Source organism: Burkholderia sp. 567, assembly GCF_040545115.1.
Lineage (GTDB): Bacteria > Pseudomonadota > Gammaproteobacteria > Burkholderiales > Burkholderiaceae > Burkholderia > Burkholderia ambifaria.
The window spans coordinates 45,922-60,825 of sequence record NZ_JBEPLG010000001.1 but is presented as its reverse complement, the minus strand read 5'-3'; the positions used below and the strand labels follow the sequence as shown (position 1 = coordinate 60,825).

The 14,904-nt window shown below is 65.5% G+C and carries 14 protein-coding genes; 5 read left to right on the top strand and 9 right to left on the bottom strand.

Going from position 1 to position 14,904, the window contains the following annotated elements; translation table 11 throughout:
- Nucleotides 1-3: 3 nt before the first annotated feature.
- The 3 genes from tpx to ABIC50_RS00275 all read left to right on the top strand — a co-directional run bounded on the left by tpx (nucleotide 4) and on the right by ABIC50_RS00275 (nucleotide 2,029).
- On the top strand, nucleotides 4-507 hold the full coding sequence (gene tpx / locus ABIC50_RS00285) for a thiol peroxidase (protein WP_006758913.1): 504 nt from the start codon (nucleotides 4-6) through the stop codon (nucleotides 505-507).
- Nucleotides 508-597: 90 nt separating this feature from the next.
- Nucleotides 598-1,536 carry a carbohydrate kinase family protein gene (locus ABIC50_RS00280; protein WP_012363046.1) on the top strand — a complete coding sequence of 313 codons (939 nt, stop codon included), beginning with the start codon at nucleotides 598-600 and terminating at the stop codon, nucleotides 1,534-1,536.
- 19 nt (nucleotides 1,537-1,555) lie between these two features.
- Nucleotides 1,556-2,029, top strand: a complete 474-nt coding sequence (locus ABIC50_RS00275; RefSeq protein WP_006752247.1) for an outer membrane lipoprotein — start codon at nucleotides 1,556-1,558, stop codon at nucleotides 2,027-2,029.
- A gap of 229 nt (nucleotides 2,030-2,258) precedes the next feature.
- Here the strand turns inward: ABIC50_RS00275 and ABIC50_RS00270 are convergent, their stop codons facing one another.
- From ABIC50_RS00270 to ABIC50_RS00240, 7 genes are all read right to left on the bottom strand, one after another.
- Nucleotides 2,259-2,921: a histone H1-like DNA-binding protein gene (locus tag ABIC50_RS00270; protein ID WP_011655917.1), complete on the bottom strand. Its 663-nt coding sequence runs from the start codon at nucleotides 2,919-2,921 to the stop codon at nucleotides 2,259-2,261.
- A gap of 28 nt (nucleotides 2,922-2,949) precedes the next feature.
- Nucleotides 2,950-3,276, bottom strand: a complete 327-nt coding sequence (locus ABIC50_RS00265) for a hypothetical protein (RefSeq protein WP_011655916.1) — start codon at nucleotides 3,274-3,276, stop codon at nucleotides 2,950-2,952.
- A gap of 83 nt (nucleotides 3,277-3,359) precedes the next feature.
- Complete coding sequence (locus ABIC50_RS00260) at nucleotides 3,360-4,571, bottom strand: ribonucleotide-diphosphate reductase subunit beta (RefSeq protein ID WP_011655915.1); 1,212 nt, start codon at nucleotides 4,569-4,571, stop codon at nucleotides 3,360-3,362.
- A gap of 359 nt (nucleotides 4,572-4,930) precedes the next feature.
- A complete protein-coding gene (locus ABIC50_RS00255) occupies nucleotides 4,931-7,930 on the bottom strand; it encodes a ribonucleoside-diphosphate reductase subunit alpha (RefSeq protein WP_354160988.1) in 3,000 nt (999 codons plus the stop codon).
- A 465-nt stretch (nucleotides 7,931-8,395) separates the two neighbouring features.
- Nucleotides 8,396-8,986, bottom strand: coding sequence for a 1,6-anhydro-N-acetylmuramyl-L-alanine amidase AmpD (ampD, locus tag ABIC50_RS00250; RefSeq protein WP_011655913.1), 591 nt, complete (start codon nucleotides 8,984-8,986; stop codon nucleotides 8,396-8,398).
- On the bottom strand, nucleotides 8,983-9,297 hold the full coding sequence (locus ABIC50_RS00245; protein WP_011655912.1) for a PP0621 family protein: 315 nt from the start codon (nucleotides 9,295-9,297) through the stop codon (nucleotides 8,983-8,985). The genes ampD and ABIC50_RS00245 overlap by 4 nt, the downstream gene beginning before the upstream one ends.
- A gap of 13 nt (nucleotides 9,298-9,310) precedes the next feature.
- Nucleotides 9,311-10,204 (bottom strand): cytochrome C assembly family protein, encoded by an 894-nt coding sequence (locus ABIC50_RS00240; protein ID WP_105834690.1) that lies wholly within the window; start codon nucleotides 10,202-10,204, stop codon nucleotides 9,311-9,313.
- Nucleotides 10,205-10,293: 89 nt separating this feature from the next.
- On the opposite strand from ABIC50_RS00240, the gene ffh reads away from it, so the two are divergent.
- On the top strand, nucleotides 10,294-11,661 hold the full coding sequence (gene ffh / locus ABIC50_RS00235; RefSeq protein WP_006752240.1) for a signal recognition particle protein: 1,368 nt from the start codon (nucleotides 10,294-10,296) through the stop codon (nucleotides 11,659-11,661).
- 94 nt (nucleotides 11,662-11,755) lie between these two features.
- Nucleotides 11,756-12,307: a hypoxanthine-guanine phosphoribosyltransferase gene (locus tag ABIC50_RS00230; RefSeq protein ID WP_006756843.1), complete on the top strand. Its 552-nt coding sequence runs from the start codon at nucleotides 11,756-11,758 to the stop codon at nucleotides 12,305-12,307.
- Nucleotides 12,308-12,384: 77 nt separating this feature from the next.
- On the opposite strand, the gene ABIC50_RS00225 is transcribed toward ABIC50_RS00230, so the two are convergent.
- Nucleotides 12,385-12,987 (bottom strand): MarC family protein, encoded by a 603-nt coding sequence (locus tag ABIC50_RS00225; RefSeq protein WP_011655910.1) that lies wholly within the window; start codon nucleotides 12,985-12,987, stop codon nucleotides 12,385-12,387.
- 21 nt (nucleotides 12,988-13,008) lie between these two features.
- Nucleotides 13,009-14,745, bottom strand: a complete 1,737-nt coding sequence (locus ABIC50_RS00220; RefSeq protein ID WP_354160986.1) for a proline--tRNA ligase — start codon at nucleotides 14,743-14,745, stop codon at nucleotides 13,009-13,011.
- Nucleotides 14,746-14,904 lie beyond the last annotated feature (159 nt).

Below are 14,904 nucleotides of genomic sequence, written 5' to 3'. Positions count from 1 at the left end.
AACATGAGCAAAGTTACGCTGGGTGGCAACCCGATCGATCTCGCCGGCACGTTCCCGGCCGTCGGCTCGCAAGCCCCCGACTTCAAGCTGGTCGGCAAGGACCTCGCCGATCTGTCGCTCGCCAGCTTCGCCGGCAAGCGCAAGGTGCTGAACATCGTCCCGAGCCTCGACACGCCGACCTGCGCGACGTCGACCCGCAAGTTCAACGAAGCCGCGTCGTCGCTCGACAACACGGTCGTGGTCGTCGTGTCGGGCGACCTGCCGTTCGCCGCCACGCGCTTCTGCACGACCGAAGGCCTCGCGAACGTCGTGACGGCTTCGACGTTCCGCGGCGGCCGCGCCTTCGCGAACGCCTACGGCGTCGACGTGACGAGCGGCCCGCTGAACGGCCTGACGGCCCGCGCGGTCGTCGTGCTCGACGCGCAGGACAAGGTGATTCACGCGCAACTCGTCGACGAGATCAAGGACGAGCCGAACTACGACGCAGCGCTCGCCGCACTGAAGTAATCCGCTGCCACCCCCCTGCCGCGCGAAGCCGGACGGCCTGCGCGCCGGTCGGGTGGCCGCTCCCCTTTGCTCTCTACAGGAACGCACGCCTTGACTACGCTGATTTGCGGCTCGCTCGCCTACGACAACATCATGACCTTCGAAGGCCGGTTTCGCGAGCACATCCTGCCCGACCAGGTTCACCTTCTGAACGTGAGCTTCCTCGTGCCGACGATGCGTCGCGAATTCGGCGGTTGCGCGGGGAACATCGCCTACGCGCTGCACATGCTCGGCGGCGACGCGCGCATCATGGCGACGGTCGGCGCGAACGACGCCGATCGCTATCTCGAGCGTCTCGACAGCCTCGGCCTGTCGAAGGCCAGCGTGCGCGTGGTGCCCGAAACGCACACCGCGCAGGCAATGATCACGACCGATCTCGACAACAACCAGATCACCGCATTCCACCCGGGCGCGATGATGGTGTCGCACCTGAACCGCGCGGACGAAGTGGCGGGCGTGAAGCTCGGCATCGTCGCGCCGGACGGCTTCGACGGGATGGTCCAGCACGCCGAGCAGTTCGCGAAGGCCGGCGTCCCGTTCGTCTTCGATCCGGGCCAGGGCCTGCCGCTGTTCGACGGTGCGACGCTGCGCCGCATCATTGAACTCGCGACCTTTGTCGCGGTCAACGACTACGAGGGCAAGCTCGTCAGCGACAAGACGGGCTGGTCCGAACAGGACATCGCCAGCCGGGTTCAGGCGCTGATCATCACGCGCGGCGAGCACGGCTCGACCATTCTTCACAAAAACGGCGAAGAACAGATTCCGGTCGTGCAAGCAGAACGTGTCGTGGATCCGACCGGCTGCGGCGACGCCTTCCGGGGCGGCCTGCTGTACGGCATCGAGAACGGCCTCGACTGGGCAACCACGGGCCGTCTCGCGAGCCTGATGGGCTCGATCAAGATTGCCCACCAGGGGCCCCAGACTTACGCACTGACGCGCGCCGAAATCGACGCGCGCTTCGAGGCTGCCTTCGGGTACAGTCTCAAATGAATATTGTGGGAGAGCAAAGATGTTGACCAAAAAAACCCTCACGCTCGCGGCCATGCTGACCGCCACGCTGACGCTCGCCGGCTGCTTCACGGCGCCGGGCTCGGCGGATGTCTATAGCGTCGGTCAGGCGCAGCGCGAGCAGACCGTCCGCATGGGTACGGTCGAAAGCGTCCGTGCGGTGCGCATCCAGTCCGACGGCGGCGGCAGCGCGATCGGCACGCTCGGCGGCGGCGCGCTCGGCGCGGTCGCGGGCAGCGCGATCGGCGGCGGCAAGGGGTCGATCCTGACGGCCATCGCGGGCGGCCTCGTCGGCGCGGTCGCGGGCAATGCGGTCGGCGAAAACCTCGGCACGGCGAACGGTGTCGAAATCACCGTGCGCCTCGATAACGGCGACCTGCGCTCGATCACGCAGGCGGCAAGCGGCGAAATGTTCCGCGCCGGCGAGCGTGTGCGACTGCTGTCGAGCGGCGGCGTCACGCGCGTCACGCACTAACGAGCATCCTCAGCACGCGGCGCAAGCCGCGGTCGAACGCATGTGCGAAGCTGCACATGCGTTTTTTTTCGTCCGCTATTCGCTGGCGGCCGCCGGCCGCGGGTCGGCGCTTCGATGAATACGGACGAAAAAAATCCCGCCACCTGAGCCAGATGGCGGGATCGATTGAGTAGCGCTACTCAACCCACGGACACCGCATGAGTGTCCGGGTGGTACTGGCCAGCCGCGATTACGGACGGCTGCCGGTCGGGAACGGCCATGCCGCTGCCGGGTTGAGCGCGGTCTTCACGCCCGATGCCGGCGCAACCGATGCGGTCGACGCGGTGGTTGCCGGTGCAGCCTTCTTCACGACGGCCTTCTTCGGAGCAGCAGCCTTCTTCGCCGGGGCAGCAGCCTTCGGTGCGGCAGCCTTCTTCGCAGGGGCAGCCTTCTTGGCAGGCGCGGCCTTCTTCGCAGCAGCCTTCTTCGCAGGCGCAGCCTTTTTGGCGGCAGCCTTCTTCGCCGGCGCGGCCTTCTTCGCAGCAGCCTTCTTCGCCGGTGCGGCCTTCTTCGCAGCAACCTTCTTCGTTGCGACCTTCTTGGCTGCAACCTTCTTCGCAGCGGCCTTCTTCGCCGGTGCTGCCTTCTTCGCGGCAACCTTCTTCACCGCGACTTTCTTCGCAGCGACCTTCTTGGCTGCAACCTTCTTCGTTGCGACCTTCTTGGCCGCGACCTTCTTCGCAGCGGCCTTCTTCGCCGGTGCTGCCTTCTTCGCGGCAACCTTCTTCACCGCGACTTTCTTGGCAGCAACCTTCTTCACCGCGGCAGCCTTCTTGGCCGGAGCAGCCTTCTTCGCAACGGTCTTCTTGGCGGCAACCTTCTTCGCAGCCGGTTTTTTCTTGGCAGTAGCCATGTTGTTCTCCTTCAGGTTCAGATGAGAGTCAGTTCAAACTACACCCTTCGTCAAAACCCGCTTCCCGCGGACGCTGTTCAGCACGTGCGCTTCGAAGCGGGCTATTCATCGGCGTACGCGGATACCGCGCGCTTACGCTAATGAATACGGTATGGCGCGCGTGACCCCATGGCCTCGCGCGCCAAATCAAGTCGGTAGCCGGCGCACCTCGCGCCGCTACCCCTAATCGCTTGATAAAGCAGACCGCCACACGGCCGTCCGCTTTTTCCGGAGGGAAGTTTGCCCATCCCACTGAAGGGTTCGCAAAGTGCCGATCATGTCGTTGGGCCGTTAAGGCACCGGGCATGCTTTGCATCAGGCGTTCTTGCTCCTAAACCTTGGGCCGGGGCCGAGAGGCCGCCGGCTGCTCACATCATGTGACGGGTTCGCTGCTGCGGGTTATTCCCAGGACAGCGCGCCGCCCGTCTGATACTCGATCACACGCGTCTCGAAGAAGTTGCGTTCCTTCTTCAGGTCGATCATCTCGCTCATCCACGGGAACGGGTTTTCCTCGTTCGGATACAGCGGGTCGAGGCCGATCTGCTGGCAACGGCGGTTGCTGATGAAGCGCAGATAGCTCTTGAACATCGACGCGTTCAGACCCAGCACGCCGCGCGGCATGGTGTCCTCGGCGTAGCGGTATTCGAGTTCGACAGCCTGCTTGAACAGCTCGCGGATCTCGGCGCGGAATTCCGCGGTCCAGAGATGCGGGTTCTCGAGCTTGATCTGATTGATCAGGTCGATGCCGAAATTGCAGTGCATCGACTCGTCGCGCAGGATGTACTGATATTGCTCTGCAGCACCCGTCATCTTGTTCTGGCGGCCGAGCGCGAGGATCTGCGTGAAGCCGACGTAGAAGAACAGGCCTTCCATGATGCAGGCGAACACGATCAGCGACTTCAGCAGCTTCTGGTCCGCTTCGAGCGTGCCGGTCTTGAAGGCCGGATCCGTCAGCGTGTGGATGAACGGGATCAGGAATTCGTCCTTCGCGCGGATCGACGTGACCTCGTGGTACGCGTTGAAGATCTCGCCTTCGTCGAGACCGAGCGATTCGACAATGTATTGATACGCGTGCGTGTGGATCGCCTCTTCGAACGCCTGGCGCAGCAGGAACTGCCGGCACTCGGGCGCCGTGATGTGGCGGTACGTGCCGAGCACGATGTTGTTCGCGGCGAGCGAATCGGCCGTCACGAAGAAGCCGAGGTTGCGCTTGACGATGCGGCGCTCGTCCTCGGTCAGACCGTTCGGGTCCTTCCACAGGGCGATGTCGCGGGACATGTTGATTTCCTGCGGCATCCAGTGGTTCGCGCAACCGGCCAGATACTTTTCCCACGCCCACTTGTACTTGAACGGCACCAGCTGATTGACGTCAGTCTGGCCGTTGATGATGCGCTTGTCCGCAACGTTGACCCGCGCTTCCGAACCCGCAGCGGGAACAGCCGATGCTTGCGGCGGCACCGCGAGATCGCCTTCGAAAATGTCGCGGACCTGATGGGCGGCAGGCGCTGTCGCCTGCAGTCCGACAGCCATCCCAGCGGAGGTGCGCAACGCGTTCTGCTGCGCTCCGCTCGCGGGGGTTACGGCAGTCTTCTCGTCATCCCAGTTGAGCATAAATTCTCACCATCAATTTAGAACGGTTTGTACCATCTTTTCCTGAGCGATAAAAGGGTTCGCTCACGAAAAATCCTTTTTTCGATTCGCGTTGCGACCTCGATACAACACTTTGAGCAACGCATCGTCGTTCATGCAGAGCGCGACGCGTGTCGCACATGTATCGCGAGGTGCGCTCGACGCATCGAACGCTGATCGAAACGCGACGTCGTCGGGGATGTTTCGATCGCTCGTCACTGCCTGCAACGCGAATGCCGCGTTACAGATTCCTTATCATTTTTTTAGTTGAGAGCGGCGCACACTTCAACCTCCATCGGTTGTCGTGCGCGCCGCACGAACCTTAGTTCATACGCGCTGCGTTACTGGCAGGCTTCGCACTCGTCGAAACCCGCATCGCCCGGACGCATCGTGCATACCGGACCGTCTGCTTCGACCGGCGCCAGCGCCGCTGCCGCATTGACCGCGCCCGACGAGGCATCGCCACCTGCCGCACCGAAACCGCCTGCCGCGCCTTGCGCGCCGCCGCTGCTCGAGCCGCCCGCACCGCCCGTCGGCACCGCGTTCAGCGCGCCGTGCGCGACCGTCGACTTCTCGACGTGCGTCGCCGCCATCGTGCGGAGGTAGTAGGTCGTCTTCAGACCGCGCAGCCACGCGAGCTTGTAGACCTCGTCGAGCTTCTTGCCCGACGCGCCGCCCATGTAGATGTTCAGCGACTGCGCCTGGTCGATCCACTTCTGGCGACGCGATGCCGCTTCGACCAGCCACGTCGGGTCGACTTCGAACGCGGTCGCGTAGATCGCGCGGAGGTCGGCCGGGATGCGGTCGATGCGCGACAGCATGCCGTCGAAGTACTTCAGGTCGGCGACCATCACTTCGTCCCATAGGCCGCGTTCCTTCAGGTCGCGCACGAGGTACTCGTTGACCACCGTGAACTCGCCCGACAGGTTCGACTTCACGTACAGGTTCTGGAAGGTCGGCTCGATGCACGCCGACACGCCGATGATGTTCGAGATCGTCGCCGTCGGCGCGATCGCGACGCAGTTCGAGTTGCGCATGCCGTGTGCCGCGATCCGCGAGCGCAGCGACGTCCAGTCGAGCGACTCCGACGTGTCGACCTCGACGTAGCCGCCGCGTGCTTCCGTCAGCAGCTTGAGCGTGTCCTGCGGGAGGATGCCGCGATCCCACAGCGAGCCGCGGTAGCTCGAGTAGCGGCCGCGTTCCTCGGCCAGCTCGGTCGACGCGTAGTACGCGTAGTAGCAGACCGCTTCCATCGAGCGATCGGCGAACTCGACCGCCGCTTCCGACGCGTACGGCGTGCGCAGCAGGTGCAGGCAGTCCTGGAAGCCCATGATGCCCATGCCGACCGGACGGTGCTTCAGGTTCGAGTTACGCGCCTTCGGCACCGCGTAGTAGTTGATGTCGATCACGTTGTCGAGCATGCGCATCGCGACGCTGATCGTGCGCTTGAGCTTGTCGTGGTCGAGCGCGTAGCTGCCGTCGGCCTGCTTCACCAGGTGGGCGACGAGGTTCACGGAGCCCAGGTTGCACACCGCGATTTCGGTGTCGCTGGTGTTCAGCGTGATTTCCGTGCACAGGTTCGACGAATGGACGACGCCGACGTGCTGCTGCGGCGAACGCACGTTGCACGGATCCTTGAACGTGATCCACGGGTGGCCCGTTTCGAACAGCATGCCGAGCATCTTGCGCCAGAGCTGCTGCGCCGGGATCTTCTTGAACAGCTTGATCTCGCCGCGCGCGACCTTGTCTTCGTAAGCCGTGTAAGCCGCCTCGAACTCCGCGCCGAACTTGTCGTGGAGATCCGGGCAGGTCGACGGCGAGAACAGCGTCCAGTCGGCGCCTTCCATCACGCGCTTCATGAACAGGTCGGGAATCCAGTTCGCCGTGTTCATGTCGTGCGTGCGGCGGCGATCGTCGCCGGTATTCTTGCGCAGCTCGAGGAACTCCTCGATGTCGAGGTGCCACGATTCGAGGTACGCGCACACCGCGCCCTTGCGCTTGCCGCCCTGGTTGACCGCGACGGCCGTGTCGTTGACGACCTTCAGGAACGGCACCACGCCTTGCGACTTGCCGTTCGTGCCCTTGATATGCGAGCCGAGCGCACGCACGCGGGTCCAGTCGTTGCCGAGACCGCCGGCGAACTTCGACAGCAGCGCGTTTTCCTTCAGCGCTTCATAGATGCCGTCGAGGTCGTCCGCGACCGTCGTCAGGTAGCACGACGACAGCTGCGAGCGGTGCGTGCCCGAGTTGAACAGCGTCGGCGTCGAGCTCATGAAGTCGAAGCTCGACAGCACGTTGTAGAACTCGATCGCGCGCGTTTCGCGGTCGATCTCGTTCAGCGACAGGCCCATCGCGACGCGCATGAAGAATGCCTGCGGCATTTCGATGCGGGTGCCTTCGACGTGCAGGAAGTAGCGGTCGTACAGCGTCTGCAGGCCGAGGTAGCCGAACTGCAGGTCGCGGTTCGCGTCGAGCGCTTCGCCGAGACGCTTCAGGTCGAACTGCAGCAGCTTGTCGTCGAGCAGGCCGGCATCGACGCCGCGCTTCAGGAACTGCGGGAAGTATTCCGTGTAGCGGGTCGCCATCTCGGCCTGGAGCACTTCCTCGCCGAGGATCTCGCGGCGGATCGTGTGCAGCAGGATGCGGGCCGTGACCTGGCTGTACGCCGGGTCCTTCTCGATCATCGTGCGCGCCGCGAGGATCGCCGAGTCGTAGACCTGGCTCATCGGCACGCCGTCGTACAGGTTCTTCACCGTCTCCGCGACGATCGGCTCAGAGTTAACCGCAGCGCCGAGACCGGCGCATGACGACACGATCAGCTCGCGCAGCGCGTTCATGTCGAGCGGGCGCGTGACGCCGTTGTCGACCACGTTGATGCCCGCGCTCGCCTCGCCGCCCGCTGCGGCCGCTTCTTCGCCTGCGTGCTGGCGCTCGAGGTGGCGCTTCTCGCGATACAGCACGTACGCACGCGCGACGTTATGCTCGCCGCCGCGCATCAGCGCCAGTTCGACCTGATCCTGGATGTCTTCGATATGGAACGTACCGCCGTTCGGACGGCTGCGCACGAGCGCGCGCACGACGTTGTGCGTGAGCTGCTCGACCTGCTCGCGCACGCGCGCCGATGCCGCGCCCTGCCCGCCGTTGACGGCCAGGAAAGCCTTGGTCACCGCGATCGCGATCTTCGAAGGCTCGAACGACACCACACTGCCGTTGCGGCGGATCACCTTGTAGTCGGCGAACGTGGCCTGCGGCGCGAGCGCCTTCGCGCCCTGTTCGGTCCCGCCGAGCGGACGGCTCGAGGCGCTCTCGTACTGGGACGTCGCGTTGTCGGTGGTTTGCATGTGCAAAGCTCCTGGTGTTGGATGGTGCGGAGAGAACCGCGGATTAAAACGAACGCTGCGCGATGGAGTGCGCGAGCGGTAAGAGGCGAGCGATGCGGCGGGGACGCCGGTGCGGTCGATGCGCGACAACCGAGCCGGTCGTGTGCTTCGTCATGTGTACCCCTGCCCCGTCGAAGTTCGCTGCGCTTGATCGCGACGCCCGGACCGCCCGGCCCTGGCGCGCCGCCCTGAGAACCCTGTCCGCCGGCGTTGGCCGCCGGCCGGTGCCGCTCGGGTTTCCCCTGCGACACACACTATATCTAGTACAGAACCGCTCAACTGGCACCAAGTATAGTGGACATTCGGACGAGGTCAAAACGGATAATTTGCGCTGAAGGTATTGACATCACCCCCGCCCCGCGCAGGCGCAGACGTGACAAGGCATTGGTCGGAAAAATTTTTTTCGCGCGCTCGAAAACCCTGCGCTCAGTGCTGACGGAAAGGAAAGTATTCGGCCGAAAAGCCGGCATCGCCTGCGAAGCGTTGCCAATCGAAATGCGGACCCGGGTCGGTCTTGCGGCCCGGCGCGACGTCGGAATGCCCGGCCACCGCATCGATCGGGTAGCGCGCGGCGAGCGTGCGGGCGAGCACGCCGAGCGTCGCGTACTGCGCCGGGTCGAACGGCACGTCGTCCGCGCCCTCGAGCTCGATGCCGATCGAGAAATCGTTGCAGCGCGGCCGGCCGAAGAACTCCGACGAGCCCGCATGCCATGCGCGCTCGTCGCACGACACGAACTGCACGAGCTCGCCGTCGCGGCGGATCAGGAAGTGCGCGGACACGCGCACGCCGCGCAGGTGGCTCTGGTAATAGGGATGCGCATCGCAATCGAGGCGATTCAGGAACAGCGACTCGATCGCGTCGCCGCCGAACTCGCCGGGCGGCAGGCTGATGTTGTGGACGACGACGAGCGTCGGCACCGCGCCCGCGGGCCGCGCCTCGAAATTCGGCGACGGCGCGTGGCGCGCTTCGCGCACCCAGCCGTGTGCGTCGACCGACAGCGGCGCTGCGTCGCTCATCGCGCGTCGTGGCCGCTCGCGCGTGCGCCGTGGCGCCGCGCATGGTCGGTGCTGCAGAAGTATTCGCCGCCCGCGGCGACGGCGTCGCCCTTCGGCGCATGCACGCCGCATTCCGCGCAGCGCACCATCGGTTCGGGCAGCGAGCGCGTGCCGCCGTTCGGGCGTGCCGCACCCGCGCCGCCGTGACCGGGCGCGTCGGCGCCGTCACCGCGGCCGGTGCGCGCGTGCGCTTGCTCCTGGGCCTGGCGCAGCTTGCGCGCAAGCCACGAGCCCGCGAAGAGAAGAAGAATCAGGAGAAGAATCTGTCGCATCGGAAACCTGCGTTCAAACCACGGAGCGGTGCAGCAGCACCTCGAAAACGAACCGGCTGCCGACATACGCGAGCAGCAGCGCCGCGAACGACACGAGCACCCAGCGCGCGGCGCCGCGCCCGCGCCAGCCCGACGTCTTGCGGGCGACCAGCAGGCCGCCGAACATCAGCCACGACAGCACCGCGAACACCGTCTTGTGATCAAGCCGCATCGCGCGTGCATCGACCTGCTCGCTGAACAGGATCCCCGATGCGAGCGTCAGCGTCAGCAGCACGAAGCCGGCGCCGATCAGGCGGAACAGCAGCTTCTCGAGCGTGAGCAGCGGCGGCAGCGTTTCGAGCCAGCTCGCGATCCAGCCGGTCGAACCGTCGCGCCCGCCGCTCCTGAGCGACTGCAGGCGCCGCTCGACCATCAGCATCAGGACCGCGTGCAGCGCGGCGATCGCAAAGAGGCCGTACGCGATATTCGCGATCAGGAAGTGCATCTTGAACAGCGGCGCCGCGGCATAAGGCAGCACCCGCACGCCGCCGAACAGGAGCGGCAGCAGCGACGCGCCGCATGCGAGCGGCAGCACCAGCAGGCGCAGGCTGTCGAGCGGGAAGAAGAAGCTCTCGATCCAGTAGATGCCGGCGCCGAGCCAGAACATCGCCGACAACGCGAACGCGAACCCGAAGATCATCGCGTCGTGCGGGAAGATCGTCATGTGCAGCAGCACGCCGTGCGCGACGAGCGCCGCGAACAGCAGCGCGCGGCCGGCCGCGCTCATCCCCGACGCGGCGGACGCCGGAACCGGCACGGCGGGCACGCTCGCGACGAGCGGCGTCGCGCCTTGGCGGTGCGTGCGCCAGCCTGCGACGGCGAGGCCGCCGTACAGGAATGCGGTGAGGGCATACAGTACAATATCCATGTTCGAAGTTTACACTAGGCCCCCTTCCCGCGACGGCTCCCTTTGTTCGGTTCCGTTGCGCCTTCGGGCCCCACTGTCCAACGCTCCCCATGCTCGACAATCTCACTCAACGGATGGCGCGCGTCGTCAAGACGCTGCGCGGCGAGGCCCGGCTTACCGAGGCGAACACCCAGGAAATGCTCCGCGAGGTGCGTCTCGCGCTGCTCGAGGCCGACGTCGCGTTGCCCGTCGTGCGCGAATTCATCGCCAAGGTCAAGGAAAAGGCGCTCGGCGAGGAAGTGATCAGCAGCCTGTCGCCGGGTCAGGCGCTCGTCGGCGTGGTCCAGAAGGAACTGACCGCCGTGATCGGCGGCGACTACGAAGGCAAGGCCGCCGAGCTGAACCTCGCGGTCACGCCGCCCGCCGTGATCCTGATGGCGGGCCTGCAGGGCGCCGGCAAGACCACGACCGTCGGCAAGCTCGCGAAGCTGCTGCGCGAGAAGCACAAGAAAAAGGTGCTGACGGTCTCGTGCGACGTGTATCGCCCGGCCGCCATCATGCAGTTGAAAACGGTGAGCGAACAGGTCGGCGCCGACTTCTTCCCGTCCACGCCGGACCAGAAGCCCGTCGACATCGCGGTCGCGGCCGTCGACTGGGCGAAGCGTCACTACCATGACGTGCTGATCGTCGATACGGCCGGCCGCCTCGGTATCGACGAGGCGATGATGCAGGAAATCGCCGCGCTGCACGGCACGCTAAAGCCGGCTGAAACGCTGTTCGTCGTCGACGCGATGCTCGGCCAGGATGCGGTCAACACCGCGAAGGCGTTCAACGACACGCTGCCGCTCACCGGCGTCGTGCTGACCAAGCTCGACGGCGATTCGCGCGGCGGTGCCGCGCTGTCGGTGCGCCACATCACGGGCAAGCCGATCAAGTTCGTCGGTGTCGCCGAAAAGCTCGACGGCCTCGAGGTGTTCCACCCGGATCGCATGGCGAACCGGATCCTCGGCATGGGCGACATCCTCGCGCTGGTCGAGGAAGCGCAGCGCGGCGTCGACGTGCAGGCCGCGCAGAAGCTCGCCGACAAGGTGAAGAAAGGCGGCGACTTCGACCTGAACGATTTCCGCGCGCAGATCTCGCAGATGAAGAACATGGGCGGCCTGTCGTCGCTGATGGACAAGCTGCCCGCGCAATTCCAGCAGGCGGCGGCCGGTGCCGACATGGGCCAGGCCGAGAAGTCGATCCGCCGGATGGAAGGCATCATCAGCTCGATGACGCCCGCCGAGCGCGCGAAACCCGAAATCATCAAGGCGACGCGCAAGCGCCGCATTGCGGCCGGCGCGGGTGTGCCGGTGCAGGAAGTCAACCGGATGCTGAACCAGTACGACCAGATGCGTACGATGATGAAGAAGCTGAAGGGCGGCAACATGCAGAAGATGATGCGCGGCCTGAAGGGCATGATGCCCGGCATGCGCTGATCGCGCCCATCGGCCGGCGCGCGGGTTTTTGCTGTAGCGCGCGCCGTCCGTTCTGCTTCATTCTTATTTGTATACCGACTGCTCGCCAGAACACATGAACCGCGAAGAAGCCCTCCACATTTTCGACCACTCCGAAGAGATCGTCTCGGCAGACGCCGTCAATGCTTCGATCTCCCGGATGGCCGACGCGATCCGCGCCGAGATCGGCGACGCGTTCCCGCTCGTGCTTTCGGTGATGGGCGGCGCCGCCGTGTTTACCGGGATGCTGCTGCCGCGCCTCGATTTCCCGCTGGAATTCGACTACATCCACCTGACCCGCTACCGCAACACGACGCAGGGCAGCCCGGAGATGCACTGGCGCGTCGCGCCGCGCGAATCGGTGAAGGACCGGATCGTGCTCGTGCTCGACGACATCCTCGACGAAGGCGAGACGATGGCCGCGATCCGCGACCGCATCCTCGACATGGGCGCGACGCGCTTCATGTCCGCCGTGCTGTGCGAGAAGACGCTCGCGAAGGCGAAACCGCTGCATCCCGACTTCTGCGGCTTCCCGGTGCCCGACCGCTACGTGTTCGGCTGCGGGATGGACGCGAAGGGCTACTGGCGCAACCTGCCGACGATCCGCGCGCTGACCGCGAACGTCTGACTGCCCGGCCTGCAATAAAGAAAAGCGGCGCTCCGGTTTCCCGGAGCGCCGCTTTTTTGTCGGCCGCGCCGCCCGTGCTACAGCTGGTGCACGAACGCCCGCACGCCGGCCAGCAGCATCTCGACCGAGATCGCGACGAGCACGAGGCCCATCAGCCGCTCGAACGCCGCGACGGTCCGCTCGCCGAGCCACTGCTGGATCCGTTCGGCCAGCACCAGCGTGATCGCGCAGACGATCATCGTGACCGTCAGCGCGCCGACCCACTCGAACATCTTGCCCGGCGCCTGCGACGTCAGCAGCATCACCGTCGCGAGCGCGGACGGCCCGGCGAGCGCGGGAATCGCGAGCGGCACGATGAAGGGCTCGCCGCCCGCGCGCGGATCGGTGCCGAGCGCGCCGTCCGGATGCGGAAAGATCATCCGCAGCGCGATCAGGAACAGCACGATCCCGCCGCCGAGCCGCAGCGACAGGTCGGTGAGGCTCATCATCCGCAGAAAGCGGTCGCCGACCACCATGAAGAACAGCAGGATCACGAACGCGATCCCCACCTCGCGCAGGATCAGCTTCACGCGCCGCTCGCGCGGCACGTCCCGCATCGCCGTGATGAACAGCGGGATGTTGCCGAGCGGATCCGTAATCAGCACGAGGAGCACGGTGGCCGACAGGAAGGTGTATTCCACCGTGTCCCCCGGTCGCGGCGCTTAGTGCGCGAGCGCGGCGCGGATCTTCTCCGTCACCGTCGCCGCAGCCTCGTCCGCCGGCAGCAGCGTCGCCTCCGCGTCGCGGCGGCCCTGGTACTCGATCTTGCCTTCCTTCAGGCCGCGCTCGCCGATCACCAGGCGATGCGGCACGCCGATCAGTTCCCAGTCGGCGAACATCACGCCCGGGCGCTCGCCGCGATCGTCGAGGATCACGTCGATGCCGGCGGCGGCCAGTTCCGCGTACAGCTTGTCGGCGGCCTCGCGGACCATGTCGCTGCGATCGTAGCCCATCGGGCAGAGCACGACCTCGAACGGCGCGATCGACTCGGGCCAGATGATGCCGCGGTCGTCGAAGTTCTGTTCGATCGCCGCGCCGAGAATCCGCGTGATGCCGACGCCGTAGCAGCCCATCAGCATCGGCTGCGGCTTGCCCGATTCATCGAGGAACGTCGCGCCCATCGCGTCCGAATACTTGGTGCCGAGCTGGAACACGTGACCGACTTCGATGCCGCGGCAGATGTCGATCGTGCCCTTGCCGTCCGGCGACGGATCGCCCTTCTTCACGTCGCGCACATCGGCGACTTCCGGTTCCGGCAGGTCGCGGCCCCAGTTCACGCCCGCGATGTGATAGTCGACCTCGTTCGCGCCGACGACGAAGTCGCTCATGTTCGCGACCGTGCGATCGGCGATCACCTTCACCGGCTTCTTCGTGCCGACCGGGCCGAGATAGCCCGGCGGCGTGCCGAACCAGTCGACGATTTCCTGCTCGGTCGCGAAGCGGTGGTTCTTCAGCCCCGGCAGCTTCGACACCTTGATCTCGTTCAGGTCGTGGTCGCCGCGCAGCATGATGAGCCAGATGGTCGGCTCGGCGCCTTCGTTCTCCGTGGCGAGCACGATCGACTTGATCGTGCGCTCGAGCGGGATCGCCAGCAGTTCGGCGACCGCCTCGCACTTCGCCTTGCCGGGCGTCGCGACCTTCTCCATTGCCTCGGCCGGCGCCGCACGCTCGGCGATCAACGGCAGCGCTTCGGCCGCTTCGATGTTCGCCGCGAAATCGGACGTCGGGCAGTAGGCAATCGCGTCCTCGCCGGTATCGGCGATCACGTGGAACTCGTGCGAGAAGTTGCCGCCGATCGAGCCGCTGTCGGCCGCGACCGCCCGGAACTCGAGGCCGAGGCGCGTGAAGATGCGCACGTACGCGTCGTACATCTTGCGATACGACTCGTTCAGGCCGGCCGTGTCCTTGTCGAACGAATACGCGTCCTTCATGATGAATTCGCGGCCGCGCATCACGCCGAAGCGCGGACGGATCTCGTCGCGGAACTTCGTCTGGATCTGGTAGAAGTTCACCGGCATCTGCCGGTAGCTCTTGATCTGGTTGCGCGCGATGTCGGTGACGACTTCCTCGTGCGTCGGCCCGATCACGAAGTCGTTGTCCTTGCGGTCCTTGAAGCGCAGCAGCTCGGGGCCGTACTGCTCCCAGCGGCCCGACTCTTGCCACAGCTCGGCCGGCTGCACGGCCGGCATCAGCAGCTCGATGGCGCCTGCCCGGTTCATTTCCTCGCGCACGATCGCTTCGACCTTGCGAATCGAACGCAGGCCGACCGGCAGGTAGTTATAGATGCCGCCGGCGACACGACGGATCATGCCGGCGCGCACCATCAGCTTGTGGCTGACGATCTCTGCGTCGGCCGGTGCTTCTTTGAGGGTGCCGATAAAGAAACGGGAAGCTTTCATGCGGACGGTTCCAAATACGGCGCCCCCAGGCGGGGCGCCCGAAAAAGTTTCAAGGTGAAAAAGCTGCGCGCGACGAACGACGATGGCGCAGATGACGTAGCAGACAAATCAGGGACAATTCAGCCGCCGTACCCCGCGCGGATTCGCTCCGTCACGGTG